At 45.0% G+C, this 2,330-nt stretch carries 3 protein-coding genes; 1 reads left to right on the top strand and 2 read right to left on the bottom strand.

The genetic code is table 11. The features are described from left to right. Nucleotides 1–115 precede the first annotated feature (115 nt). A complete protein-coding gene (locus tag ACWA6V_RS20755; protein ID WP_449524267.1) occupies nucleotides 116–1,180 on the top strand; it encodes an aldose epimerase family protein in 1,065 nt (354 codons plus the stop codon). A gap of 277 nt (nucleotides 1,181–1,457) precedes the next feature. On the opposite strand, the gene ACWA6V_RS20750 is transcribed toward ACWA6V_RS20755, so the two are convergent. Together ACWA6V_RS20750 and ACWA6V_RS20745 are read right to left on the bottom strand one after the other, a co-directional pair. Then, nucleotides 1,458–1,835 carry a type II toxin-antitoxin system VapC family toxin gene (locus ACWA6V_RS20750; RefSeq protein ID WP_449524266.1) on the bottom strand — a complete coding sequence of 126 codons (378 nt, stop codon included), beginning with the start codon at nucleotides 1,833–1,835 and terminating at the stop codon, nucleotides 1,458–1,460. Beyond that, entirely contained in the window at nucleotides 1,835–2,071 is a 237-nt protein-coding gene (locus ACWA6V_RS20745) for a type II toxin-antitoxin system Phd/YefM family antitoxin (protein WP_449524265.1), read from the bottom strand. The genes ACWA6V_RS20750 and ACWA6V_RS20745 overlap by 1 nt, the downstream gene beginning before the upstream one ends. Nucleotides 2,072–2,330 lie beyond the last annotated feature (259 nt).

Raw genomic sequence — 2,330 nt, 5'->3', positions numbered from 1 at the left:
ATATTCGCCGCCTCGGTTGGACGAGTGAAGGTTTTCCAGATTTTGGGCAACAAAAATCGGATGCCGAATAACCCCATTAATTATCAAAATGAAAAAATCTGAGAGCATATTGTTAATGACAACCACCACGGCAATTACCCAAAAACCATTCGGCACCACAGCTGCCGGTGAAGTAGTAAATGAATATACCTTGACCAATAAACGCGGTAGTAGCGTAAAAATTATTAACCTCGGCGGTATCATCACCGAGTGGCATATGCGCGATAAAAACGGCGCGCTTGCCGATGTGGTCTTGGGTTTTGATACCCTCGAGCCCTATCTGGATATCGGCCCCTATTTTGGTGCACTCATTGGCCGTGTTGGCAACCGTATCGCCAATGCACAATTCACATTGGATGGTGAAACCTATTCACTGACCGCGAATAATGGCAGCAATAATTTGCACGGCGGCCCAATCGGTTTTGATAAAAAAATCTGGAGCGCAACTACCGCAGACGATGCAAATGGTCCCATCTTGAAATTGCATTTGTTGAGTGAAGATGGCGACCAGGGTTTTCCCGGCAATCTGGATGTTACCGTCACTTATCAATTCACGCATGATGACGAAATCATCGTGGATTATTTCGCCACCACCGACAAAGCCACACCGGTAAATCTAACCCAGCACACCTATTTCAATCTTGCGGGCAAGGGCGATATCCTCAATCATCAAATGCAAATCTTTGCCGATCATATTAACGCGGTAAATGAAGAGCAAATCCCCGTTGGCGCACCTATGCCAGTTGCTAACACCCCATTTGATTTCCGCAACGCGCGCGCTATCGGTGAATTAATTAATACCGGGCACGAGCAAATCAAAAACGGTTTTGGCTACGACCACAATTTTTTGATCAATCAAAAAACCTACAAAGAATTAACCCTGGCTGCGCGTGTTGAGGAGGCAACCTCAGGTCGCGTACTGGAAGTGTTCACTGAAGAGCCGGGTGTGCAATTTTATTCCGGTAATTTTTTGGATGGCACATTAACCGGAAAAGGTATTACCTATCAAAAACGCACTGGTTTCTGTTTGGAGCCGCAACACGCACCTGACTCTATTAACCAACCGCAATTCCCGTCGATAGTCTTACGTCCGGGTGAGGAATATAAAACTCGCACGATTTTTAAACTTTCGGTAAGCTAAGGATTCAATTGTCTATCAAGGAGCAAGATGTGATGAGTAGCTTACAGCTAGGTATGATAGTGGTGATATTGTTGGTGTGGTTGTTACCGATTATTGATATAGCCAGGTCGTCCAGAGTGGATAAGGATGAAAAGCTGATATGGATTTTTGCCTGTTTAGCGCTCTCCTGGTTTTGCTGGATATTGTTTTACGCATTGGCGCCGCTTAAAAAGCGTTTTAGTTGAAGCCCAATAAAAAAACGCCCTGTATTTAAAAGTGCAGGGCGTTCTTGTTGGCGTCAGACCAAATCCACCAACTCAGAATATTTTGCCACTTGCTCATCTGCTGTTAGTAATCGCAAGGGTTCACACAAGGTTTGTGCGACCAGCATGCGATCAAACGGATCGCGGTGAATGTCAAGTAATTGAGCTGCTTGTTTGGCGTGCTTTGTTGTAATGGGTAGCTCGATAAAACGATTCTCCTGAATTCCCTCAATTAAATCGTCGATATCGGCTTCAAGTTTACCTGCAGAAATTTTTATTCCCGCTTCCCAGATAGACGCGCTGCTGATATAAACCTCAGTAGCGGTTTCAATTTTTTGCTTTATGGCGGAAGAAAGTTTTGGGCTGTCCGTTAGCCACCATAAATAAATATGGGTATCCAATAAAATGCGCATCAATTTCCCTCAAATGCATCCAAAATTTCATGAGGTAGTGGCGAATCAAAATCATCAGCAATTCTGATTTTTCCTTTTAACGAGCCGGGCTTGCGGGCGGGCGGTGCAGATTCAATTGCAATCAGCTCGGCGACGGGTTTTCCCGCTTTGGCAATAATCACTCGCTCGCCTTGCGATACTGCTTCTATCAGTTTTGAAAACTGTGTTTTGGCATCGTGAATGTTGACGGTTTGCATAGTTCGCTGCTCATTGTTTGAACTGATGGACTAATGTTAGTCCATTGCATAAGGACATTGCAATAAAAAGCCCCACCTTTCAACTGAAAGGCGGGGCTTTTTGTCGCCGCTTATCGACCTAAGCTAGAGACTAAGTCGCGGTAAGTAGCCACCTGGAAGAACTCCGAATACCGAGAGGACAATCAGGATAAGCAAGATAATGAACAAAACCCTCAGCAGTTGTGCAAGGGGTGAAGGTAATGGCAGCAGGGATAGCAAC

The sequence above is a fragment of the Cellvibrio sp. genome (assembly GCF_053579595.1).
The sequence above is the reverse complement of the archived record's forward strand: the minus strand, read 5'-3'. Positions and strand labels throughout refer to the sequence as shown.